This window comes from Rhizobium sp. P40RR-XXII (genome assembly GCF_012641405.1).
Classification (GTDB): Bacteria; Pseudomonadota; Alphaproteobacteria; order Rhizobiales; family Rhizobiaceae; genus Rhizobium.
On the sequence record NZ_JABAII010000006.1, the window covers coordinates 61,700 to 84,996 of the forward strand.

The following is a 23,297-nucleotide window of genomic DNA, read 5'->3' on the forward strand; positions in this document are numbered from 1 at the left end:
GACATTGATCGTATTGGATGGAAATCTGAGCGAAATAGAATTTCCTATGAAAGGGAGCAGTCGTTGAGCCAAGCGGGAGCAATGAAAGTCGATCGGCTGGACGCCATTCGCAGTCATTTGTATGCGAACGGATTTTCGACGATTCAGGCGCTCGCCGATGCCATCGGCGCTTCGCTGGCAACGGTGCGCAGAGACCTGCAAGTTCTTGAAAGAGAAGGCGCCATCGACCGCGTACATGGCGGCGCTCGCATCGCCGAGGGATCATCGGTGGAACTTGCCTTTCAGGAGCGAGCCAAACGGCACTTGTCCGCCAAGCGTGCGATAGCGACTGCCGCCTATAATCTGTTGACGCCGCGCGCGGCGATCTTTCTCGATGCAGGCACCACCGTTCTCCAGCTTGCGCGCCTTATCCGTCTCAACCCAATGCCGCTTCGCATCTTCACCAACGGCCTGACCGTCGCGCAGGAGTTTCTCAACATCCCCAATTTGGACGTCGTCTTGCTTGGCGGGCATCTGCGCAGCGAGAATGCCTCGCTGGTCGGCCCGCAGGCCGAAGAGATGCTGGAATCCATCTGGTTCGACCAGCTCTTTCTCGGCGCAAGTGCCATCAGCCCCGACGGCGCGATCTACAGCGTCGACAGCGCGGAGGCGAGCCTCAACAAATGCATGCTTGCCCGCTCTGCCCATCGCTTTGTGCTCGCCGACTCCTCGAAATTCGGCACGATGACAACCTATAAGGTCGCCCCATTGAGCGCGGTGAAGGTGATTACCGATGCGGGACTTTCCACGCATTGGCGCGGTGAACTCGCCAATCTCGGCGTCGAGATGACGATTGCGGAGCTGGGAGCGCCGGAATGAGCGACGACCTGATCCTCGGCATCGACGGCGGCGGCAGCAAGGTGCTGGTCGCACTTGCAGACAGGGCCGGCAACGTGCTGCGGATGTCGCGCGGCAGCGGCGTCAATCCAATGGACAATCCGAACTGGCGGTGCGAACTGGATCGCTCCTTACGTCCCTTCATGCAGGAACAGCAACTGGCCGCCGTCGCCGCCGCCTTGCCCGCCTATGGTGAGGTGGTCCGGCTGTCGGAACAGCAGCGCGAGGCGATCGAAAAGAGTTTCCCCAAGACACGGCAGCATATTCTCAACGATGTCGACGCAGCTCATCTCGGCGCCTTTGCCGGCCGGCCCGGCATTTTGATCCTGTCCGGCACCGGTTCGATGGCCTGGGCGCGTAATGGCGCCGGCGTATCCGCGCGCGTCGGCGGCTGGGGCGATGTCATCGGTGATGAGGGCAGCAGCTATTGGATCGGACGGGCGGCGCTTAGCCTCGTCAGCCAGAGCCTCGACGGACGCGCGGCCCCAACCGCGCTGGCAAAGGCAATGTTCGAATTCCTGAATCTCGACAGTGTCGACCCGGTCAATGCACTCGGCGGATGGGCGAGCGAACTCGAAAACCCTCGTGCCAATATCGCCACCCTTTCCGTTCTCGTCGATCGCGTCGCGCGCGCCGGCGATGGCGCGGCAAAGCAGCTGATCGAACAGGCCGCATCCGAGCTTGCAAAGCATGTCGAAGCCATATCGCCGCATTGCAATCCAGCCACAGACTGGACCTATGCGGGCGGAACATTTGCAAGCCGCTCTTTGCTTGCCGCACTCGAGCGGCGGATCGGCCGCGCCGCCGCAATACCGAAGCTTCCTCCCATCGGCGGCGCCCTCCTGGCAGCCGCCCGTCTTCTCGACTGGCCGGTGGATGACGGCTGGATCACGCAAATCGCCGCAACGGCAAAGACCGCAGTGGTGCATTCAAGTGAAGCAGACCTCAATAACAAGGAAAGAAGGGAACATGCGTAAAATCACTTTGCCATTCGTCGCCTTGGCGGCACTCATTGCCGCCGTTCCGGCTCTCGCTCAGAATGCGAAACCGCTTGCCGGCCAATCGATCACGGTGCTGATGCCCTCGCCGCAGGCAGCGAATATCGCCGGCGATTTCGAGGCCGAAACCGGTATCCACGTCAACATGCAGACCCTGTCATGGGACGATATCCGGCCGAAGCTGGTCACCTCGCTGATTGCTGGTGCCGCGCCTGCCGATGTCACCGAATTCGACTGGTCGTGGACCGGCCAATTCAGCGCTGCAGACTGGTATCTGCCGCTCAATGACGTCATCGATGCGGATTCCGTCAAGGATATCGGCGTTTCCAGGATCTTCACGGTCAACGGCAATCTTCTCGGCGTGCCCTATACGAATGATTTCCGCGTCATGCTGATCAACAAGAAGCACTTCGCGGATGCAGGCATTGCTAAGATGCCAAAGACGCTCGATGAGCTGGTTGCCGCAGCAAAGCAGATCAAGGAGAAGAAGGTCGCGACCTATCCGATCGGCCTGCCGCTTTCGGCGACCGAAGGTGCGTCGACCAGCTGGTATCTGCTAACGAAAGCCTTCGGCGGCGAGCTGTTCGACCAGGATTTCAAGCCACTCTTCGTCTCAAAGGATTCCGCCGGCTACAAGGCGCTCGCCTTTGAGCTAATGCTGCTGAAGGAAGGACTGGTCGATCCCGCCTCCACCGGCCTCAAGGACAGCCAGATCAATGAAAGCATGTTCGCTCAGGGCGTCACCAGTATCATGATTTCGGGCGAGCCCGGCAGGATCGGTCAGATGAACGATCCCAAGCAGTCGAAAGTGGCGGGCCAGATCGAGGCAATCCTGGTGCCAACCGCCAGCGGCGAAACCCGCAGTTTCGGCCTGCCAGAAGCGCTCGCCATTCCCCGCGTTTCGCAGAACAGGGAAGCCGCCATCGCCTTCGTCAAATGGTTTACGAGCAAGGAGTTCCAGAAGAAGAACGCGGCCAATGGCGCCTTACCGACCCGCACTTCGGCGTTGGCCGAGCTCAATGCTGCCGGCGAACTGCAGAGCGGCGACGCGCTGGTGGCCCAGTCGAAGACGGTCGAGCCGCTATTCCAACAGGGCACACCCCCCTGGTATCCGGAATTTTCGAGCGCGGTGAATACGGCGATCAATAGCGCCGCGAAAGGCCAGGTCACCGTCGATCAGGCCGTGCAGAACATTGCAGAAGCGGCAAAACAGGCATCGGCGCAATGACAATCGCAATCTCTGCCGGTGGCAGGAGCAAGCGTGGTGCCGGCGTCAAGGCCGACACCACGCTCGGAATCCTGCTTGTTTTACCGATCCTGATCACGATGGCAGCCCTGGTCTTCTTCCCGATCGGAAGGACCGTCTGGGACAGCCTGCACAGGATTAATCCAATGCAGGCCGGCACGCCCTTTGTCGGCCTCGAGAACTACACCCGCATGTTCTCCGACGCGCAGTTGGGCACGACCTGGGTCAATACGCTTCTTTACGTTGTGCTCGCAGTTATGGCCGAAACGGTCTTCGGCGTGCTTGCAGCCGCCCTCATCAATCAGGTTAAGGTCGGCCGGCAATGGCTGCTCGCGGCCGTCGTCCTGCCCTGGGCGCTGCCGGGGGTCGTCAATGCGGTGATATGGCTCTGGATCTATCAGCCCGGTGCCGGATTGCTGAACGGCATTCTGTCGGCTATGGGCCTGCCTTTTGAAAACCACGTCTGGTTCAACGATCGCACCAGCGCCATCATCGCGGTGACCGTGGTTCACGTCTGGCGCATGATGCCGCTGACCGTCGTCATCGTGCTGGCCGCCATGCAGAGTGTTCCGGCACATCTCTATGAGGCAGCGCGCATCGACGGCGCCACGCGCACGCAGATGTTTACCCTCGTCACGCTTCCGCTGGTGCGCAGCGCGATTGCCGTCGCCATGACCAATGCGACCGTCAACGCATTCAACCTCTTCGACGAGGCCTGGGTCCTGGCCGGCTCCAGCCTCGAGACGAGGCCCGTTCTCGTCCAGATCTATCTCGAGACGTTCCAGAACCTGCGTTTCTCCTACGGGATGGCGCTATCGCTCGTGATCACGCTGGTCTCGCTGCTGGTTTCGCTCGTCTATGTCCTGCGCGTCTATCGCAACACCCGGTTTGACTGATGAAACAGAGCCTTTCCTATCGTTTGCTTATCTGGGCCGGTGTAGCGCTTCTGCTGATCTGGTCGCTCGGACCGATCTATTGGACGCTCGCAAGCTCCATCACCCCGACCGAGGATTTCTCGGTTAGACCGATCCATTTTTTCCCACAGCATTTCACGCTGGATCATTTCTCGCGCCTGCTCGGCATTGATATCGCGAGAATCGGCGGGGTGCAGGTCTGGTCGCAGTTCCGTGCCGCGCTGATCAACAGCGTCGTGACCTCGGTTGCCGCAACGCTTTTTTGCGTCGCGATCTCCGCGCTGGGCGCCTACGCCTTCACGCGCATCCGGTTTCCCGGCAGGGGTTTTCTGTTTGCGGCTGTTGTCGCTACGCTTGCAATTCCGGGCTATGCGGTACTGATCCCGCTTTACCGGATCATGATCAGCCTGCATCTGGTCGACACCTATGTCGGCGTCGCACTGATCTACGTGTCGGCCTACCTACCGCTATCCCTATGGCTGCTGCGGAGCGTCTTCGAGGCCCTGCCGATCGCGCTTGAAGAGGCGGCACAGCTCGACGGTGCCGGCAGGCTCTACATCTTCTTCAACATCGTTTTGCCGCTTGCGGGTCCCGGCCTGACGGCGGCGGCAATCCTGACCTTTCTTGGCGCATGGGGACAGTATCTCGTCCCGCTCATCTTCTCGCCGCAGGCGACGAAACCTTTGACGGTGCTGATCCCCGAATTCGTCACCAAGAACTTCATCGACTATGGGCTGATCACGGCAAGCGGAGCAATTGCCATCATCATTCCCGCCCTGGTTGTCATCTTTCTCAATCGATACCTCGTCAGCGGTCTGCTGGCCGGATCGGTCAAGTGAATCGGAGCTAGCATGAATACGACGGAAAAGGTGATTTTCGAGCAATTCTCCTATTGGGAGAAGGCGATCGGATCAGTCTCCACCCCGCATGATGCCGAACTAACGGTTTTTCTCGGCTGCGGGACATCCTACAATCTTGCCCTGTCGCTTGCGGCACATGCCAATCGCGCCGGCTATCCTGCGATTGCGGTGCCGGGCGCTGAATGGCTGAACCGGCCGGCCGTCTTCTGGCCGCGCTGGCAGAAGGTCCATCTGGTAGCCCTTTCCCGCAGCGGTGAAACAACGGAAACCGTTGCCGCCGCCAGGGCAAGCCGCAAAGCCGGTGTGTTCGTCACCGCCATTACGGTCGAGCCCGAAAGCTCGCTTGCCAGGAATTGCGATCGGCTGATCGAAGCTCAGACCCATGACGACGAAGGGATCGTCATGACGGTTTCGGCAAGCTTGATGCTGCTATTGGGCATGCAGATGGTCGGCGTAAAAGTCCCGCCATCGATTGTCCAGTCTGCACGCCGGCTGGCCGATCAGCTCGATGCTGCTCTTCCGAAGGTCATCGAAGGTCGCTCGCATTTCGTTTTCCTTGGCAGCGGATCGCTCTACGGCATTGCCCTGGAAGGTGCCTTGAAGCTGATGGAAATGAGCCAGATCATCACCCAGGGCTTCCATCCCCTGGAATACCGCCATGGACCGATCAGCCTCGTCGATAAGAACACCACAGTCGTCATGCTCTACAGCGCCGATCAGAAGGCGGCTGAAGCGCTGCTGGTCGAGGAACTGCGGGAAAAGGGAGCAACCGTCCTCGGCTTCGGCGGTCCCGGCGACCTGGAACTGGCCGTCGATTGCGATCCGGCACTTGCCGGTCTCTGTGTGCTACCGGCCCTGCAGGTTCTTGGCGAACGGGCAGCGCAGTCGAAGGGTGTCGATACGGTATCACCCCGTCATCTGACCAAGGTCGTGATGCTCGGATGAACGCCTGCGTCGAACACAATCGCAGCGTTGCGCTGAAGAAGCTTCTCGGTAATCGCGTCAAGACGTTGCCGCGCGGACTCACGTCGGTCTGCTCGGCGCATCCGCTTGTCATCGAGGCGGCGCTCAGGCGTGCAGCCTGCGGCGACACGGTCGCGCTGATCGAGGCGACCTGCAATCAGGTCAATCAGGACGGCGGTTACACCGGGATGACGCCCCGCGACTTCCGCCGCTTCGTCGAGGACATCGCCGCCGCAGTCGGCTTTCCCATCGATCGCCTCATCATCGGAGGCGATCATCTCGGGCCGAACCCGTGGAAGAAGCTGTCGGCAAAGCAAGCAATGGTGAAGGCCGAGGCGATGATTGCGGCCTATGTCGAAGCGGGTTTCGAAAAGATCCATCTCGATACATCGATGGGCTGCGCAGGCGAGCCCGTGGCCTTGGCCGACGAGCTGACAGCGGAGCGCGCTGCGCGGCTTGCCCGCATAGCGGAACAGGCGGCTCTTCGTTTTGGTCGCCGCCCGCCCGTCTACATTATCGGAACCGAGATCCCGCCGCCCGGCGGCGCTACCCATGCCCTCGACGAGCTCGAGGTGACGCGACCAGAGGCTGCGATAAACACACTGGCAGTGCATCGTGCCGCCTTTGCGAAGGCCGGCGTCGAAGATGCTCTGGAGCGGGTGATCGCTATCGTCGTCCAGCCCGGCGTCGAGTTCGGCAATGCCAATGTCGTCCTCTACAGACCGGATCGCGTGCATGGTTTGGTTGCCGCTCTCGACCAAATGCCCGGCCTGCTTTTCGAAGCGCATTCCACCGACTACCAGCCTGGAGAGGCGCTTGCCGCCCTCGTGAAGGGCGGTTTCGCAATCCTCAAGGTCGGCCCGGGCCTGACCTTCGCCTTGCGAGAAGCGCTCTATGGACTCGACACCATTGCGTCGGTTCTCGCCGGAGAGGCTTTGCCTGGCGCGATCTACGCGACCATGGAATCCGTCATGCTTGAAAATCCGGGTCATTGGAATTCCCACTATGGCGGATCGGCCGGGGAACAGCGCCTGCAGCGGCACTTCAGCTATAGCGACCGAATCCGCTACTACTGGCCGGACGAGAAGGCAGCAGCGGCAGTCGAGACTCTGCTAGCGCGCTTCGATGGCGATATTCCCGAAACGCTCATCAGCCAATATCTCGCCCGGATCTACCCGGCCGTGCTCGCAAAAAAAGTTCCGCCTCGTGCGCGCGATCTCTGCATTGCTGCGATCGATGCAGCCCTGGCGCCCTATTGCGCCGCAACCACCGCATAGGCCGACTTGGCGCCTGCAAGGCCTGCGAGGTCGCGGCCGATCGAGCAACACGCTTTTCTATTTGGAGATCATTATGGCATCAGTAAGCGTGACGAACGTCCGCAAGAGCTACGGTCATTTCGAAGTTCTGCATGGGGTGAATATCGATATCGAAGACGGTGAGTTCGTCATTCTCGTCGGGCCTTCGGGCTGCGGAAAATCGACCCTTCTTCGCATGATCGCCGGGCTTGAGGAGATCAGCGGCGGCGATGTCGCCATCGGCGGCAAGGTGGTCAACGATGTCGAGCCTAAGAGCCGCGATATCGCCATGGTGTTTCAATCCTATGCCCTTTATCCGCACATGACTGTCGAGGCGAACATGGGCTTTTCGCTCCGGCTGGCGAAGGCGCCGAAGGAGGAGACCCAGCGGCGCGTGCGCGGCGCTGCGCAGATTTTGGGGCTTGAGAACCTCCTCGACCGCTATCCGCGCAACCTGTCCGGCGGCCAGCGCCAGCGCGTCGCCATGGGCCGTGCGATCGTGCGCCAGCCGCAAGTGTTTCTGTTCGATGAACCGCTATCGAACCTGGATGCTAAGCTGCGCGTCCAGATGCGCTCCGAAATCAAGCAGCTACACCAGCGCCTGCGCACGACGACCATCTACGTCACGCACGACCAGATCGAGGCCATGACGATGGCGGACCGGATCGTGGTCATGCGAGATGGTTATGTCGAGCAGATCGGCTCGCCTCTTGAGCTTTATGATCGGCCGGCCAACCTTTTTGTCGCCGGCTTCATCGGCTCTCCAGGGATGAATCTCATCCGTGGCAAGATCAGCAGTACCGGCGCGCTGGAATTCGTCGCCGATGGCGGCGGGCGCCTGCCGCTGCCGGAAGGGCTCGATCTCACGCAAGGGGCCGAGGTCTTCTATGGCATTCGGCCGGAAAACATCTCGATCAGTGAAGGCGGGATCGATGCTGAAGTCGTGGTCGTGGAGCCCACCGGAGCAGAGACGCTGATCGTCTCCCGCATAGGGCAGGACAATCTCGTGATGGCGTTGCGCGAGAGGGTAAGTGCGCGGGCTGGAGAGCGTCTCTCGCTGATGCCCGACCTTGGAAGGCTGCATCTTTTCGACGGAGCGACGGGCCGTCGGCTTGAATGAGCTAACCTTTCTCGATCGAAGTTCGTCGCAAAGGTTGTGCGCCTACTTGACTTATTCATAACTCTTTGGCTATCAATTAAATCAATAGCCAAAGAGTTATGAATTGCCATGGCAAAAGCTCACGATCCAATTTTCAGGGCTCTCGCCGATCCGACGCGGCGGGCGATCTTCGAGCGATTGTGCCACGATGGCGATCAGACAGTCGCCGCACTTACCGCTTATGCCGGCGTGTCTCAACCAGGTGTTTCAAAGCATCTCGCCGTTCTAAAACAGGCAGGGCTGGTGTGTGACCGGCACGAAGGACGCCAGACCCATTACAGCGTACAGCGAGACGCCCTTAAGCCGCTGGTTGATTGGGCAGGCCAAATGGCTGGCTTTTGGGAGGGCAAGCTCGACGATCTCGAAGACTTGCTCGGCAGGATGGACCAATGAAAGAAGTGTCGCCCGACTTGCGCGCTGTCGTCGTCGAGCGCGAAATCGCTCACCCGCCTGAGCGGATTTGGCGAGCCCTCACACAGCCGCATCTGATGGCGGAATGGCTGATGAAGAACGATTTCGTTCCCGCCTTGGGTCACAGGTTTACTCTTCGCACCGACTGGGGCGGTGTTTTGGATTGCGAGGTGCTCGTTATCGAGCCGAACAGCAGGCTATCCTACAGATGGAATTTCGCACATGACGATCCTGCTTTCGATCTGGAGAGTGTCGTGATCTTCACGCTGGCGCCGACGGTGAGAGGAACCCATCTGCGCGTGGAACAACTCGGCTTCCGACCGTATCAGAAACAGGCCTATGGAGGCGCCAAAGCGGGATGGCGGCAGTTCCTTAAAAGGCTTGAACAGGTGCTGGCGAACGTGAGTTGAGACCACAGTCGGCAAGCCGAGGATGTCATCATGCTTAGACTGCCCCACCGCCTTCGTTCGTCGGACATGGTATCCTGTTTGACGATGTGCCGAGTAGCAAAATTAGGAATTGGATGAGGACATGATTACCGATATCGAGGACTTCTTCAGCAAGGGATGCGGACGCTGCGAGCGCTTTGCGACGCTGGACTGTTCGACCAGGCAATGGATTGACGGTCTGAACGAATTGCGTCGGATCTGTCTGGAGGCGGGGCTCGCCGAGACGGTGAAATGGGCTCATCCATGTTACATGCATGAGGGACGAAACATCGTCATCATCGGCGCATTTCGCGGCGATTTTCGCCTCACTTTCTTTAACGCGGCACTGATGAAAGACCCTCAAGGGATGCTCGAAAAGCAAGGGCAGAATACCCGGCATCCGGATATGATCCGCTTCGTGAGCAATGCCACCGTGGCGAAGATGGAGCCCGTCATCCGAGCCTATCTGGAGGAGGCGATGGGATATGCGGAAGCTGGTATCAAGCCTGCGAAAGAGGTGGGCGAAATCGAACTGCCGGACGAACTGATCGAGGCGCTTGATTCCGATCCCGAGCTGGCGGAGGCTTTCCACGATCTGACGCCAGGGCGAAAGAAAAGCTACGTGATCAACCTCGGCTCCGTGAAGAAGTCCGAAACGCGAGCCGCGCGGATAGCGAAGTTCCGCAACCATATTCTCGCCGGAAAGGGTGCACTGGAGCGATAACCGACCTACTCGACCGCTATCCTCGCAACCTGTCTGCCGGCCAGCGCCAGCGCGTCGCCACGAGCCGAGCGATCGCACGCTAGCGTCTCATTCATCTGAGCGGCTGAGTGGAAATCGGGTGGCCGTCGTTCAGGTTTGGACGCTAGGATTCGAGTTCTCGCGGCGCCGGGAGTATCAAAGCTCCCAAGCCGCCTACACCGAGGACGCGACATGAACACATCGACATCCATTCCTGCCCAGGCCTCCACGGAAAACCCTGTCGAGGCGCGCGTCGACGCCTATGATTGGAAAGCCCTCACCGGGGAGCTCGACAGCTTCGGCTGCGCCATCCTCCCACAGCTGCTCACGCCCGAGGAGTGCCATGCGATCTCCAGGCTGTACCCGCAGGAGCGCCACTTCCGCAGCCATGTCATCATGGCGCGTCACGGTTTCGGGAAAGGCGAATACCGCTACTTCAGCTATCCGCTACCCGGACTTCTCAGCGGGTTGCGCACCGCGCTCTATCCTCATCTGGCCGGCATCGCCAACGAATGGAATGAACGCATGGGCATGGATGAACGCTATCCGGATGAGCATGCGTCCTTCCTGACGCAATGCCATGAGGCCGGCCAGACACGCCCGACACCGCTGTTGCTGCAATATGTTCCCGGAGACTTCAATTGCCTGCACCAGGATCTCTACGGTGAGCTTGCCTTTCCCATCCAGGTGGCGATCCTGCTTTCCGAACCGGGCCAAGACTTTACCGGAGGCGAGTTCGTTTTGACCGAGCAGCGGCCGCGCATGCAAAGCCGCGTGGAGGTCGTGCCCCTTCGCCAAGGCGATGCTGTCGCCTTCGCGGTTCATAATCGCCCCGAGCAGGGAACCAGGGGAAGTTACCGTGTCAATCTCCGCCACGGGGTCAGCCGGGTCCGCTCGGGCATGCGTCACACTGTCGGCATCATCTTTCACGATGCCCGATGACGGCTATGCCGGCAGCGTGTCTCAGCCCACGAAGCCGGCGTAGCTCTCGCCGGTAATTCGGCGCATTACCGCGGAATAAGCCTCGTGATTCTGATCTTCGGCCGAAACGCGCCCCAACGATGGTTTTGCAAAGGCCGCGATTGGCAGCAGGGCCAATGGCGTCGAGACGGGCGTCAGATGCGAGCCCTGGCCGGCGCGCAAGGTCGTTAGTAGGCCGAACATCTCGCCGGTGATGCTCGGCCTGGACAATATCGCCATGCGGTATTGCCCGGACGAATTCGTCACGAGGTAGATATGCCCCGACAGATGCGGAACGGATACCGAGCCCTGCTGCGAAAACGAGGCGTCGCTGCGCTCGCGCTCCCTGAAGCTCAGGCAGGCGCGCTCCCCATCCCAGGCGATCTCGGTGCAATAGGCAAAAATCGCATTCGGATCGCCGAAGGACGGACGAAGCGTCAGGTAAGTGCCCTCGAGCCATGAGACCGACGCGCGGGAATAGGCGCCAAGTTCCTCGGGAGCATGACCGGGCTTGTCGTTGATCGGAGGCGATTGTGCTCCGCCCGCATCGCGCAGGACGACTCCCATCGCCTGCTCCAGGCGGATGAGGGTCGCAAGCGTGAAAGGGCGGTGCCCGGAAAGAGCCTTCTCCAATGTCGAAAGACTGATGCGCGCATCGTTGGCAAGTCGCTGCCTGGAAATTCGCCTCCGGGCGATTTCCTCCCTCACCCGCTCCGCCACGGCACTGTTCTGATGATCGGATAGATACGGGTCGCCCTGGACCATTCACTCGTTTCCTGATTGCGTAATTTCCTTCACAATTCCACACATGGCCGCCACCTACAAGACCGTTTGCGGCAAGATGCGGACGAAACAGGGCGAAGCTTACGCTGGCAAGAAAATCGCCTTTGTTCACAATGGCTTCAGTCATTCCTCAGCGAACAAGGAGCCTGTCATGTCAGCCTCGCCAAACCTTTCCCGCAGCCGAAATCGGCAAACAGCCCTCACGAGAATCGGCCTGCTATTGTGGTTCAGCAACGCCATCCTGCTGCCGGTGCTTGCCGTCATTTTCGCACTGCTTCATCCCGTGGAATCGCACGCGCAGCCGGCGGCCTTCGTCACGCCGAACGACATGGGTGCGGGCAGCCTTCTTCTGCAGACCAAGGAAGAAGGCAAATATATCGAGGCGCCGCGCCTTGCGACCGATGTCGATATCGACGTCAACGGACCGACGGCGCGCGCGGTCCTGACCCAGGCCTTCGAAAACTCGACGGACAAATGGGTCGAAGCCCTCTACGTATTCCCTCTTCGGGAGGATAGCGCCGTCTATTCGCTGAAGATGATCGTCGGCAACCGGGTCATTGTCGCCGACATCAAGGAGAAGCAGGCCGCACGTGCCATCTACGAGAAGGCGCGCAGAGAAGGGAAGAAGGCGACCCTGGTCGAGCAGCAGCGACCGAATGTCTTCACCAATGCGGTTGCCAACATAGGCCCGCATGAAAAGATCGTCGTTCAGATCGAATACCAGCAGGCCGTACACCTAGCCGATGGCCGCTTTTCCCTACGGGTTCCGCTGGTCGTCGCTCCCCGCTACACGCCGCAAAATGCAGAAGCCATCACACAGCAAGCCGATCTGAAAGCCGGCTGGGGACAGACCAAGCAAAGCCCATCGCGCAAGACCGGCGACAAGCCCGTCTCCGCACCTCTGTTGGCACCCGACAGCAACCGCATCAATACCGTGACGCTGAAGGTCAATCTCAATGCCGGCTTTCCGCTCGACGATGTCAAAAGCCTCTATCACACGGTCAAGATCGATAAGGTAAGCGACGGTGCACGGCGGATCGTTCTCGACGGCGAGGCGACGGCTGACCGTGACTTCGTGCTGGAATGGAACGCTGTCGCAAGCAATGTGCCGAGCGTCGGTCTGTTCCGCGAGCATGTCGGCAAGGATGATTATGTGCTTGCCTATGTGACGCCGCCGGCATTGTCGACACCGCAAAAGACCGGCCGCGAAGTAGTCTTCGTTATCGACAATTCCGGCTCCATGGGCGGCACGTCGATCGAGCAGGCACGGGCAAGCCTCGATTATGCCCTGTCCCGGCTCGAGCCGAACGACCGCTTCAACGTCATTCGCTTCGATGACACGATGACCAAATTCTTCCCGGATTCACTCACAGCGACATCCGACAATATCGCCTCGGCCCGCCGCTTCGTCACCGGCCTGGAGGCTGCTGGAGGCACCGAAATGCTGCCGCCGCTCCATGCAGCACTTAATGACAGCCATCAGGCCAATGGATTGCGTCAGGTCGTGTTCCTGACCGACGGCGAAGTCAACAACGAGCAGCAGCTTCTCGATGCCATCGCCCAATCGCGTGGACGCTCGCGCATCTTCATGGTCGGTATCGGCTCGGCGCCGAACACTTATCTGATGAGCCGCGCCGCCGAACTCGGCCGCGGCAGCTTCACCCATATCGGGTCGGTGGCAGAGGTGAACGAACGCATGCGTACCCTCTTCGACAAGCTGGAGAATCCCGCCGTCACCGACGTCGCGGCGGCCTTCTCGGAAAAGAACGTCAACATCTCACCCAACCTTCTGCCCGACATCTATCATGGCGAGCCGCTGGTCCTGGCAGAGCGCATGGGGAAAGCTGCCGGCACCCTGACCGTCAGCGGCATGGTCGGCGATCGGCCCTGGACAATCTCCCTGCCGCTCGATCAGGCAAGCGATGCCAAGGGCATCTCCAAGATCTGGGCACGCCGCCAGATCGATGACGCCGAGGTCAATCTCACGCTCGGCAAGATCACGCAGACGGAAGCAGACAAGCGCATCCTGCAGCTGGCGCTGGAGCATCATCTGGTGACGCGCCTGACGAGCCTCGTCGCGGTCGACACCAAGCGCCTGCGCCCAGCAAACGCACCGCTGACAGCAGCCGCCATTCCGCTGCAGCTGCCGGCCGGCTGGGACTACGACAAGCTCCTCGGCGTCGATGCGGCGCGGGAAGCAAAGGCAGACACCAAGCACCATCAGACGGGCAACAAGTCGCAAGGCGTCGAAACAGCCGCAGATGCTCAGGAAATTTCGGCACCATCTTCCACAAGCCCGCCCCTGCCGCAGACGGCAACACCCGCAACACTCCTCATCCTGCAGGGATTGCTTGCCCTGCTGTTCGGAACGTCGCTGCTGGTCTTCGTATCGAGAAGGAGCAAGGCATGATCGCCGTCGCTCGGATCCAATCAATCGGGAGCGCGCCTGCGCGCTCCCTTCTGTCCCTCGCCGCCGGCGTTTTGATAGCCACAGGCCTTTTCCTCGCCGCTCAGGGGGGATGGATCTACGCGAAAGCAGCTTTGGCGCAGGTTCTGCTGGAGCGTGCCTTTGCCGAAAGCGTGACGTCCGGCTTGCCGGTCAAGCCCTGGCGCTGGGCCGACACCTGGCCCGTGGCGCGCATCGAGGTTCCACGTCTCGGCGTTTCCGCCATCGCCCTTAATGGCGCAAGCGGTCAGGCGCTGGCCTTCGGCCCCGGTCATCTCGACAACACGCCGGAGGCCGGCGAGAATGGAATGGCGGTTTACGCGGCCCATCGGGACACGCACTTCACCTTCCTGCGAAATATCAAGGAAAATGACCAGATCGGGATCACACGCCGCGACGGCCGGATTTTCACCTTCCGCGTGACGCATATGGCCGTCGCACGCTGGGATGAGGCCGGGATCGACCCCGACGCGCGAGGCGTTCACCTCGTGCTCGCGACATGCTTTCCCTTCGACGCCGTGACCTCAGGGCCGCTTCGCTATCTGGTCTATGGCGATCTTGAAGAAACGGCCATGCCATGACGACTCGGGTGAAATGCCCTGACATCTTGCACTAGACCCTATTTGTTCGGCCCCGGCTGCTCGATGCCGCGGGTAGACGCTTCCGAGTAACGCGCGTCCATGGCTGAAAGACCATTGGCATTGGGTTGGGTCAAGACGCCGTAGAGTTCCGGGCGGCGGCCCCTTATCCAGCGCTGGCCTGTGCATTTGTCGAGCAGAGCCAGATCGATTTCAGCGCTCACCCTTGCATCGGCAGCCGCCCAGGTTTCAACCAGAATCCGTCCATAGGGGTCGAGGATCATGGCGTTGCCGGTTCGCACTTCGTCTTCATCCTGGCCGACGCCGTTGCTGAAGACGATGAACATCCCGTTGTCGTGCGCGCGCGAGGGAAGCCAGCGCATGAACCACTCCCGGCCATTCGGACCGCGAAACTCGGCTTCCATCGCCTCTGGATCTTGGTGACGATTGATCCATTTTTCGACGGGTATTCGCTTCAGCCCGTGCGGGCTTACCGATTGGCCGCCGCCTGCCTGGTGCGGCGCGATCAACAATTCGGCGCCAAGCAACGCCGTTACTCGAGCATTCTCGATCAGATTATTGTCCCAGCAGATCAGGATGCCGGCGCGAATTCCCCAAGGCGTATCGAAGACCGTGAAGGCATCGCCGCTGGAAATGAGGCGATGCTCCCAGGCATGCAGTTTGCGATGGCAGTGGATCTTTCCGTCCGGCATGCAGACCGCATAGCTGTTGTAGAGCTTCTCATTCTCGCCCGCTTCCAAGAAACCCGCGCCGATCGCGATGCCCTTCTCCCGTGCCAGAGCGGCCACCCGACTGAGCGAGGGACCTGAGAGCGGCTCCGCCAGCGCCTGCAGCGCGGGACCATCGAGCTTGGGAACGTGCCAATATCCGCAGATGCACATTTCGGGAAATACGACGAGCTGGTTGCCCGCCTGAACGGCTTCTTCCGTGAAATGCACTATGCGCGAGAGATTGTAGGCCTTGTCATTGGCCCGATGCTGAAACTGCACGGATGAAATCTTGAGCGCCATGTCGATTGCTCCTTTTGTCTCGAAGCAATTTGACCACGCGCCTTCTCTTTCGTAAAATGACTTTATCGATTAAAATTATTCTTAGATAGAATGGAAATAAAACTCCTCCGATCCTTCGTTCAATTGATCGACACCGGCCATTACGGCAAGGCTTCGGCAAAACTGTTCGTCACCCAATCGACCCTGACCAAGCAGATACAGGCTCTCGAAGCGGCGATGGGTGGAGCGTTGTTCGAACGTGGTCGTCATGGCGCGAAGCTGACGCCACTCGGAGAGCTGTTGCAACGCGAAGCACGCCCGCTTCTTCGCTTGAACGACGATGTCGACCGGAAGATGCATCGCGCCATTACCGGCCTTACCGGATACCTCGATATCGGATTTGGAATATCGACGCTGGTCGCCGCACCGCAATTGATCGCCAGCTTTCGTGCCGTGACACCGGATTGCAGCATCACACTCAACGACCTGTCTTCACGGGACCAGCATCAGCGCCTGCTCGACGGCCGGCTTGATATCGGTTTCTGCCGGGCGCCGGAGGAAGATAGTGGCCTGGCGTTCATGCCCGTACTCGAAGAGCATCTGGCACTGGTGCTTCCAAGTGGAGTGACGATGCCGGCCCAGGGTTGGTTGACGGAACTGAATGAGCTCGGCTTTGTGGCACTTTCGCCATCGCGCGGGCCAGGACTGGATGACCAGATCAAGCGCTGGTGTTCGCTCATCGGCTTCGAGCCCCGTATCGTCCAATATGCGGATGATATACTGACCGTGCATGCCATTGTTTCTGCCGGCCTGGGCGCGGCATTTCTGCCCTGGCGTGGCGTGCAGGCATTGGCTGGGTCAAGCCATAAGCAGTCTCTTTCAGGACCAGAATCAAGATGGCCGGTTGGGATTTGCTGGCATCGCAGACATACGAGCCCACTATCAGCCCGCTTCGTGGATCATGTATCGAAGAATCTTGAATTCGACCGAGCGCAGGCCGAGCGGCAATCCTGACGCATCGGCGTTCTGCGATGCAAAGCGATCGCTCTCTTTGCCGGCAATGGGGCTATACATCCCAACGCCATTGTCCAAAAGGCGCTAAACGTGAGTCCACTCGACGTCGTCGGTGGACGGCTCAAGCGCCTTGATTGTCAAAACGAACCATGCAGCCAAAGCATTGTCGGCGTGCCGAGAATTGCTGCGGCAATTACCGCCGAAACCGCCATCTTGATCGCCTTGATGCGCCGCGTCCTGACGCCGCTCCAGTCGTAACTCACAATCACTAACCCTCACAAATCATTAGAAATTCGCAAACTAGAGCTCAACGGGCCCTCGACAAGGGAGGTGTGTGATTCGTCCACAGCGGATATTTTTGAGACTGTGCTCGTCATCTAAGACGGCATCAGTCGCATGCTAATGCACCAGTTCGGAAGCAACCGCCGCCTGCATCCCATCCCTCATCATCTTGCCAAGCCGGGACGACACGGCATTCAGCCATTGGGGATCAGAGCGAAGGCGGTCAGGAAATAGGCCTGGAAGGGCATGCAACGCCTTGGCCAAGTCCGACGGCGAGCGGCTGCTCGAAACAGCCTTGGCGATATCGGTCTCGCGCGGGTCGTTGAGGGCATAGACCGTGCCGTCGTCCAGGCGCCCGAGACAATAGCGCATCCAGGCTGCAACGGCGAAAGCGAAGGGCCCTATATCCGCGTCTTCGGCCAAGAGTTCGGCGGCCGGTGTCAGCAGGCGCTGCGGCAACTTCTCAGTACCATCCATTGCAATCTGGCGGGTCTCGTGGGCAATGGCCGGATTGGCGAAGCGGGCAAGAATATCCGCCGCATAAACATCGAGTTCTATGCCGGGTAACGGCCGAAGCGTCGAAGCCGCAGCGCTCAGATGCCGCATGATCAACGGTCGGAAACCGGCCGGGCCGACCGTATCGCGGACATAGCGCCGGCCAGTCAGGAACCCCGCATAAGCCAGCATCGAATGCGATCCGTTGAGCATGCGCAGCTTCATCGTCTCATAGGGACGCACGTCATCGACAAACAATGCGCCGCCTGTCTCCCAGGCCGGGCGTCCGCTTGGAAAGCGATCCTCGATCACCCATTGCCGAAAAGGCTCGGTTTCGATCGCGGCATGGTCCACATAGCCCGTTATTTGCTGGGCATCGTCGAGCGTCCGCTGGGTTGCCGCAGGTGTGATGCGATCGACCATGCTTGACGGAAAGGCGACATCCGTTGCGATCCAGTCGGCAAGCGCCGGGTCGAATCTGCGGGTAAAATCAATAACACCAGCCCGGACGAAAGCTCCGTTGTCAGGCAGATTATCGCAGCACAGCACGGTGAAAGGCGCCGTGCCGGATGCGCGCCGTCGCTTTAGCGCCTCCGTCAGAACGCCGAGTACGCCAGTCGGCTGCGCAGGTTTTGCCAGATCTGCCGCAACGGCGGAATGGTTGAGATCGGCCGTCATCCTGGCGCGATCGATGCCGTAGGCCTTCTCCGTCACGGTCATCGACACGATACGCGTCGCCGGATCCACAAGCGCCTGCATCAGCGCGGCAGGCTCACGGCTCGCGGCGATGACGCGTTCGATGCTGCCGATGACCCTTGCACGTGCCCTGGCAGCATCGCGTTCGATCAGCGTGTAGAGGCCGTTTTGCGGATTGAGGGCGTCGGCAACGTCATGGCCGCGAAGGCTCACGCCGACGATACGCCAATCACCGCCGCGAGCGGCAAGCGCCGCATCCGTATAATCGGCCTGATGCGCACGATGGAACGCACCGACGCCCAAATGCACGATGCCGCAACCATGACGGCTTGGCTCATAGCCGGGCCTTGACGCGGAGCCGGCTATATCGGCGAGCGAAGACAGGCGTTTTCGATCGGTCATGCCCGCAGCCCTGCCGAGGGATGGGATAAAGCTGTCTCGATGCCGCGCAGTTCGGCAAGCCCCTTGAGCCGACCGATTGCGGGATAGCCGGGCTGACCTTCGCGCTTGAGGTCATCGAGAATATCCTGCCCGTGATCCGGCCGCATCGGGATCTGCCAGTCAGCGCGCCCGCTGGCGGCGCGCCGACGCTCCTCGCGCAGGATGGCGGCAATCATCGCCACCATGTCGGTGCCGCCTCCAAGGTGCTCGGCTTCGTAGAATGAGCCGTAGACACCGCTGGATTCGCGCTGGACGTTGCGCAGGTGCAGGAAATGTACGCGATCGCCGAGCCGTTCCATCATGCCGGGCAGGTCATTGTCCGGCCGGGCGCCCAAAGATCCGGTACACAGCGTGATGCCGTTTACCGGACTGTCGACAGCTTTCATCAGCGCCGCATAATCCGCCTCCGTCGACATGATGCGCGGCAGGCCGAGAAGCGCGAACGGTGGATCATCCGGATGGCAACAGAGCCGCATGCCAAGCCGTTCCGCCACGGGAACGACTTCGGACAGAAAATCTATCTGATGAGCCCGCAGCCGGTCCGCCGAGACATCATCATAGTCCTCCAGATGGGCACGCACGTCCGCCAGCGTGAAGTTTTCGGCAGCACCCGGCAGGCCGCAGACGATATTGTTTGCCAGCCGCTGCCGTTCCTCCTCACTCATGCCAGCATGCCTCTCGCGCCCCTGCTCCACGAGCCAGTCGGGCAGCTCCTGTGCGGCGGCGGCGCGGGCGAGAATAAAAAGATCGAAGGCAGCAAAATCGACCAGATCGAACCGCATGCAGGTCGAGCCGTTGGGCAGGCGCCATCTCAGATGGGTTCTCGTCCAATCCAGAACCGGCATGAAATTGTAGCAAATCGTTTCGATGCCGGCGTCGCGAAGATGGCCAAGGCTGAGCTTGTAGCTTGCGATATGCTCGCGCCACTCGCCTTTCTGCTTCTTGATATCTTCGGAAACAGGCAGGCTTTCGACCACATCCCAGGCCAGACCGGAGGGGCTGCCATCCGTCATCCGGCCTATTTCGGCCTTGCGCTTGGCAATCTCGGCTGCGGACCACACGGCCCCGGTGGGGACGTGATGCAATGCGCTGACAACACCCTGCACGCCAGCCTGCAGCATATCGTCGATCGAAACCTGATCCCGCGGCCCGAACCATCGCCAAGTCTGCTTCACGATATCACTCCCTTCCGAGACGGCATCACTAAATGTGCGATTGCATTAGCACGCATGATTGTGATTGACTAGTATGGTAGTCCACTATAAGTGAATAGCCATGGCGACGATTGAACCCCCAACCCGAATAGCGGCGCAACGCACGGACGAGACCCGATCGACGGTATGGTCGCTGGAAGCGACGGCCCCCGTGGGACCGCAAATATACAAAGCGCTTCGACGGTTGATCGTCCGGGGCGAGTTCAGTCCCGGCACCGCGATGTCGGAAGTGGATATTGCAGGGCGATTTACCACGAGCCGCCAGCCGGTGCGCGAGGCCTTTATCAAGCTTGCCGAGGACGGCCTGCTCGAAGTCAGGCCACAGCGCGGTACCTTTGTTCGAAAGATCAGCATCGCTCAAGTGATCGACGCGCGTTTCGTGCGCGAGGCGATCGAAACCCATATCGTGCGCGAGCTTGCGACCAAGAGCGACGCGCGCCTGATCAGACATCTTCGCCTGCAGCTGGAAGATCAGGCGGCAATCCCGATCGACAGGCCGGACGACTTCATGAAATTGGACGAGCAGTTTCATTGGACCCTGGCCGACGCGGCGGGCCGGTCCTATGGCTGGAAGGTCATCGAGGACGTGAAGCTGCAGATGGACCGCGTGCGTCACCTTACATTGAGAAGCTTTCCGCAGCAGAAACTCGTGCGACAGCATACCGCCATCGTCGACAGCATAGAACGCTCCGCCCCGGACGAGGCCGAGCGCGAAATGAGACAGCACCTGCAGCTCATCCTGGAGGATCTGCCGTCGGTCGCGGCGCAATATCCCGATTTTTTCACGCCGTCGACCTAGCCGTTTGGCAATCGGCGCAGCCAAGGCAGCGGCGCTGATTGGCTGCTCAGAGCCGTGTCCTAGCGGTGATGGCCATCCAAGACACACAGGAGGAAGCTCATGAAGACGAGAGCTTGCGTGCTTCACGCTCAAGGCGACATACGCATCGAGGAGCGCGAGATCGGTACGATCGGCGACAGACAAGTCCGGGTGCGTGTTGGAGCCGGGGGGATCTGCGGATCGGATATCCATTATTTCTGGGATGGCGGGATAGGCACCATCCGCGTCACCGAACCGATCATTCTTGGTCACGAGGTCGCCGGCACCGTTGAGGCCGTCGGCGCAAGCGTTGGGAACGTGAAACCGGGGGATCGGGTGGCACTTTGCCCGAGCCGGCCCTGCGGCCACTGCCACTTCTGTCAGATCGGACAACAGCAGCATTGCCTGGAAATGCAATTCTTCGGAAGCGCGATGCGCAAGCCGCATTGCGATGGCGGCTTTCGTGATCTCATTGTCATCGAGGATTTTCAATGCGAGCCCGTCGGTGAGGCAAGCCTGGACGAGGCGGCCTGCGCGGAGCCACTCTCGGTCGGTCTTCATGCCATCAACAATGCCGGCAGCCTGCTTGGCAAGAGCGTGGTGGTTATGGGAGCAGGTCCGATCGGCGCCCTACTGATCGGAGCGGCACGCATGGCAGGCGCGCGCGAAGTCGTTGCGGTCGACCTGGCGGAGGCTCCGTTGAAGGCGGCGGAGAAAATGGGAGCCGCCCTGACCATCAATGGCGGCGACGGCGATCGCCTCGCCAGCTATTCCGAAGACAAGGGATACTTCGATGTCGGTTTCGAATGCACCGGATCCGGCATCGCTCTGGGCAGTCTGTTTCCTATCGTGAAGCCGCGCGGCACCATCGTTGCGGTCGGTGTTAGCAACGGCTCGCATATTCCGTTCAATGCCCTGGTCGGAAAGGAGATCCGGCTGATCGGCACGCATCGCTTCCACAGCGAATATGCTCTAGCCGCCCGGATGATAGCGGAGCGGCGCATCGATGTGCGGCCGATCATCACCTCGACGATACCGATGGAACACATCCGCGAGGCGTTCGATATCGTCCGCGACCGGACCACGCAAATGAAGGTGCAGCTCAGCTTCGCGACATAAGCAATCAAGGCGCAATGATCGACAATATGGAGGAGGAGTGAATGGCAGCAATTGATACTCATGATCCGGCAACCATACGGAAATTGTCGGATGAAGCGACGAGAGTCCTGTTAAACAAGCCCAATACGATATCCAGCACGCATGGCGGCTGGATGATGATCGCAACTATCCTCATCGAGGCCTGGGACCTCTATGCCATCGCGTTTGTGCTGATCTTCATCAAGACGGATTTCAATCCGACGGCGGCACAGCTCGGTCTTGCCACCGCCGCCGTCCAAGGCGGCGCCTTGATCGGTGCGCTGCTCGGGGGGATTTTTGCCGACTATTTCGGACGGAAAAAGGTCTTCATCGGCACGATGATCCTGTTCATCATCCTGGCGATCGCGCAGGCTTTCGTGCGCGACATATGGGAGCTGATCCTCATACGCTTCCTGATCGGTATTCCGCTCGGCAGCGACATCTCCAATGGCTATGCCTACATCATGGAATCGATGTCCAAGGGCAAGCGCGAACAGATGGGCAGCCGTTGGCAGTTCATGTTCGGGCTCGGCGAGGTATTCGCCATTATCATCATCACGGTGATGTATGTCATCGGCATGGACCATTCGCTATTGTGGCGCGTCGCTCTCGCACTCGGCGCCGTTCCCGCGGCGATCCTGCTGTTCTGGCGCCTCGATCTGCCGGAGACGCCGCTTTCCCTCTTGCAGCGCGGCCATTTCAGAAAAGCCAAGGAGGTTTCCAAGCGACTGTTCGACGATCCGCTCGACATGCTTCCGAACGAGGATGTGAACCCCCCCAAGCCTAAGCTCGGCGATTTCCTCAAGGTTATCTGGGCAGATCCGATCAAGAAGCGGGCGACGATCTTCTCATGGATTTCCAACGCATGCCAGGGCGCGGAATTTACCGCCTGGGGCTTCTACCTGCCTGTTATCCTGGTGCTGAGCGGTGTCGGCGTATCGAGCGACGGCAATATCACCGGCACGAACATGGTGACGGCGCTGATCTTCTGCCTTGCGACGATTTCCGGCTATGTGGCGCCTCTCATGCTTCCCAAGATCGGCCATCGCGGCGTTGCCATGTGGGGTTTCGGCCTTGCATTTTTCGGCCTCATCCTGGGCGGCCTCGGCATCCAGTATGACTGGAAGATCATCATCGTCGTCGGCGCCTGCATTCTTATGTGGGGCCATTATTGGGACGCGTCCAACGGTATGACCATATCGTCCATGGTCGCCCCAAGCCGTTTCAAGGCGACGGCGTCGGGTTTCGGCTACGTCTTCGTCAAGGGAGCTTCTTTCTTCGGCGCCTTCGTGTTTCCCATCCTCAGCGAGCAGTTCGGCAAGGCTGGCGCGACCTTCTCGGTGGCGATCCTGTCGCTGATAGGATTTCTCGCGGCCAAGTTTATATTGCCAGAAGTCTATGGCTACGTCGAAACCGAAGAATTGTCCGATCCCCAATAAAGGCTTGTGACGACGGAAGCCACCGGAGCTGAACCTTCGGTGGCATCCGGCATAGGCGGAGCATGCGCTACCGACACGGCTCCGAAACCCGCC

At 60.1% G+C, this 23,297-nt stretch carries 23 protein-coding genes; 18 read left to right on the plus strand and 5 right to left on the minus strand.

What is annotated here, in order from left to right; translation table 11 throughout:
- Positions 1-63 precede the first annotated feature (63 nt).
- The 12 genes from HGP16_RS13345 (at position 64) to HGP16_RS13400 (ending at position 10,834) form a co-directional block, all read left to right on the plus strand.
- Positions 64-858, plus strand: a complete 795-nt coding sequence (locus tag HGP16_RS13345; protein ID WP_168840501.1) for a DeoR/GlpR family DNA-binding transcription regulator — start codon at positions 64-66, stop codon at positions 856-858.
- Positions 855-1,853 (plus strand): N-acetylglucosamine kinase, encoded by a 999-nt coding sequence (locus tag HGP16_RS13350; RefSeq protein ID WP_168840502.1) that lies wholly within the window; start codon positions 855-857, stop codon positions 1,851-1,853. Before HGP16_RS13345 ends, HGP16_RS13350 begins: the two co-directional genes overlap by 4 nt.
- Complete coding sequence (locus HGP16_RS13355; RefSeq protein WP_168840503.1) at positions 1,846-3,102, plus strand: sugar ABC transporter substrate-binding protein; 1,257 nt, start codon at positions 1,846-1,848, stop codon at positions 3,100-3,102. Before HGP16_RS13350 ends, HGP16_RS13355 begins: the two co-directional genes overlap by 8 nt.
- Positions 3,099-4,016 (plus strand): carbohydrate ABC transporter permease, encoded by a 918-nt coding sequence (locus HGP16_RS13360; RefSeq protein WP_168840504.1) that lies wholly within the window; start codon positions 3,099-3,101, stop codon positions 4,014-4,016. Before HGP16_RS13355 ends, HGP16_RS13360 begins: the two co-directional genes overlap by 4 nt.
- Entirely contained in the window at positions 4,016-4,873 is an 858-nt protein-coding gene (locus HGP16_RS13365; RefSeq protein WP_168840505.1) for a carbohydrate ABC transporter permease, read from the plus strand. The genes HGP16_RS13360 and HGP16_RS13365 overlap by 1 nt, the downstream gene beginning before the upstream one ends.
- A gap of 12 nt (positions 4,874-4,885) precedes the next feature.
- Positions 4,886-5,839: an SIS domain-containing protein gene (locus tag HGP16_RS13370; RefSeq protein ID WP_168840506.1), complete on the plus strand. Its 954-nt coding sequence runs from the start codon at positions 4,886-4,888 to the stop codon at positions 5,837-5,839.
- A complete protein-coding gene (locus tag HGP16_RS13375; protein WP_168840507.1) occupies positions 5,836-7,134 on the plus strand; it encodes a D-tagatose-bisphosphate aldolase, class II, non-catalytic subunit in 1,299 nt (432 codons plus the stop codon). The genes HGP16_RS13370 and HGP16_RS13375 overlap by 4 nt, the downstream gene beginning before the upstream one ends.
- A 73-nt stretch (positions 7,135-7,207) precedes the next feature.
- Positions 7,208-8,272 (plus strand): ABC transporter ATP-binding protein, encoded by a 1,065-nt coding sequence (locus HGP16_RS13380; RefSeq protein WP_168840508.1) that lies wholly within the window; start codon positions 7,208-7,210, stop codon positions 8,270-8,272.
- 108 nt (positions 8,273-8,380) lie between these two features.
- Positions 8,381-8,704, plus strand: coding sequence for an ArsR/SmtB family transcription factor (locus HGP16_RS13385; protein WP_168840509.1), 324 nt, complete (start codon positions 8,381-8,383; stop codon positions 8,702-8,704).
- Entirely contained in the window at positions 8,701-9,132 is a 432-nt protein-coding gene (locus HGP16_RS13390; protein ID WP_168840510.1) for an SRPBCC family protein, read from the plus strand. Before HGP16_RS13385 ends, HGP16_RS13390 begins: the two co-directional genes overlap by 4 nt.
- Positions 9,133-9,253: 121 nt before the next feature.
- Entirely contained in the window at positions 9,254-9,874 is a 621-nt protein-coding gene (locus HGP16_RS13395) for a YdeI family protein (protein ID WP_168840511.1), read from the plus strand.
- Between the two features lie 210 nt (positions 9,875-10,084).
- Positions 10,085-10,834, plus strand: coding sequence for a 2OG-Fe(II) oxygenase (locus HGP16_RS13400; protein ID WP_168840512.1), 750 nt, complete (start codon positions 10,085-10,087; stop codon positions 10,832-10,834).
- 21 nt (positions 10,835-10,855) lie between these two features.
- Here the strand turns inward: HGP16_RS13400 and HGP16_RS13405 are convergent, their stop codons facing one another.
- Entirely contained in the window at positions 10,856-11,617 is a 762-nt protein-coding gene (locus tag HGP16_RS13405; RefSeq protein ID WP_168840513.1) for a multiprotein-bridging factor 1 family protein, read from the minus strand.
- A 169-nt stretch (positions 11,618-11,786) separates the two neighbouring features.
- Here HGP16_RS13405 and HGP16_RS13410 point away from each other — a divergent pair, with 169 nt between their 5' ends.
- Positions 11,787-14,045, plus strand: coding sequence for a marine proteobacterial sortase target protein (locus HGP16_RS13410; protein WP_168840514.1), 2,259 nt, complete (start codon positions 11,787-11,789; stop codon positions 14,043-14,045).
- On the plus strand, positions 14,042-14,662 hold the full coding sequence (locus tag HGP16_RS13415; RefSeq protein ID WP_168840515.1) for a class GN sortase: 621 nt from the start codon (positions 14,042-14,044) through the stop codon (positions 14,660-14,662). Before HGP16_RS13410 ends, HGP16_RS13415 begins: the two co-directional genes overlap by 4 nt.
- Positions 14,663-14,700: 38 nt before the next feature.
- On the opposite strand, the gene HGP16_RS13420 is transcribed toward HGP16_RS13415, so the two are convergent.
- Positions 14,701-15,690 (minus strand): nitrilase family protein, encoded by a 990-nt coding sequence (locus tag HGP16_RS13420; protein WP_168840516.1) that lies wholly within the window; start codon positions 15,688-15,690, stop codon positions 14,701-14,703.
- 90 nt (positions 15,691-15,780) lie between these two features.
- On the opposite strand from HGP16_RS13420, the gene HGP16_RS13425 reads away from it, so the two are divergent.
- Positions 15,781-16,683: a LysR family transcriptional regulator gene (locus tag HGP16_RS13425; RefSeq protein ID WP_168840517.1), complete on the plus strand. Its 903-nt coding sequence runs from the start codon at positions 15,781-15,783 to the stop codon at positions 16,681-16,683.
- A gap of 137 nt (positions 16,684-16,820) precedes the next feature.
- On the opposite strand, the gene HGP16_RS34415 is transcribed toward HGP16_RS13425, so the two are convergent.
- The 3 genes from HGP16_RS34415 to uxuA all read right to left on the minus strand — a co-directional run bounded on the left by HGP16_RS34415 (position 16,821) and on the right by uxuA (position 19,772).
- Positions 16,821-16,946, minus strand: a complete 126-nt coding sequence (locus tag HGP16_RS34415) for a hypothetical protein (protein ID WP_281408225.1) — start codon at positions 16,944-16,946, stop codon at positions 16,821-16,823.
- A gap of 136 nt (positions 16,947-17,082) precedes the next feature.
- Positions 17,083-18,558: a mannitol dehydrogenase family protein gene (locus tag HGP16_RS13430; protein WP_168840518.1), complete on the minus strand. Its 1,476-nt coding sequence runs from the start codon at positions 18,556-18,558 to the stop codon at positions 17,083-17,085.
- Positions 18,555-19,772: a mannonate dehydratase gene (uxuA, locus tag HGP16_RS13435; RefSeq protein ID WP_168840519.1), complete on the minus strand. Its 1,218-nt coding sequence runs from the start codon at positions 19,770-19,772 to the stop codon at positions 18,555-18,557. The genes HGP16_RS13430 and uxuA overlap by 4 nt, the downstream gene beginning before the upstream one ends.
- A 100-nt stretch (positions 19,773-19,872) precedes the next feature.
- Here uxuA and HGP16_RS13440 point away from each other — a divergent pair, with 100 nt between their 5' ends.
- The 3 genes from HGP16_RS13440 (at position 19,873) to HGP16_RS13450 (ending at position 23,204) form a co-directional block, all read left to right on the plus strand.
- On the plus strand, positions 19,873-20,610 hold the full coding sequence (locus tag HGP16_RS13440) for a GntR family transcriptional regulator (RefSeq protein ID WP_168840520.1): 738 nt from the start codon (positions 19,873-19,875) through the stop codon (positions 20,608-20,610).
- Between the two features lie 99 nt (positions 20,611-20,709).
- Positions 20,710-21,747: an L-idonate 5-dehydrogenase gene (locus HGP16_RS13445; protein WP_168840521.1), complete on the plus strand. Its 1,038-nt coding sequence runs from the start codon at positions 20,710-20,712 to the stop codon at positions 21,745-21,747.
- A 41-nt stretch (positions 21,748-21,788) separates the two neighbouring features.
- Positions 21,789-23,204, plus strand: coding sequence for an MFS transporter (locus tag HGP16_RS13450; RefSeq protein ID WP_168840522.1), 1,416 nt, complete (start codon positions 21,789-21,791; stop codon positions 23,202-23,204).
- Positions 23,205-23,297 lie beyond the last annotated feature (93 nt).